Annotated in this window: 1 protein-coding gene; it reads right to left on the reverse strand. The window is 69.7% G+C overall.

Going from position 1 to position 561, the window contains the following annotated elements; translation table 11 throughout:
- A partial coding sequence (locus AC0L3P_RS40005; RefSeq protein WP_473309464.1) for an AMP-binding enzyme occupies positions 1 to 561 on the reverse strand: 561 nt, incomplete at both ends.

Below are 561 nucleotides of genomic sequence, written 5' to 3' on the forward strand. Positions count from 1 at the left end.
AGCTGCACCGCCAACAGCGAATGGCCGCCCAGCTCGAAGAAGTGGTCGTGGCGGCCGACCCGCGCCACACCGAGAAGCTCCGCCCAGAGCTTTGCCAGCGCGGTCTCGATCTCGCCCCGCGGCGGCTCGTAAGCCGCCCGCGCATACGCCGCATCCCGAGGTGCCGGCAGCGCGTTGCGGTCCAGCTTGCCGTTCGGCGTCAGCGGCAGCGCCGCCAGCCGCACGAACGCAGCCGGCACCATGTAGTCCGGCAGCCGCGCACTGACATGCGCGCGCAACGTGCCGGCAAGATCAGCCCCCTCAGCTTCAGCGGCGTGCTCCGCAGCCGCAACGACATACGCAACCAGTCGCTGCTCGCCACTGCCATCCTGCTGCGCCACCACCACCGCCTCGCGCACGAGCGGGTGCTCGGCAAGCCGCGCCGCGATCTCACCCGGCTCGATCCGGAAGCCGCGGATCTTCACCTGCTCGTCGTTGCGGCCCAAAAACTCCAGATTGCCGTCCGGCAAGTACCGCGCAAGGTCGCCGGTCCGGTAAAGCCGGTCGCCTTCCACAAAGGGA

The sequence above is a fragment of the Bradyrhizobium sp. WSM4874 genome (assembly GCF_055811835.1).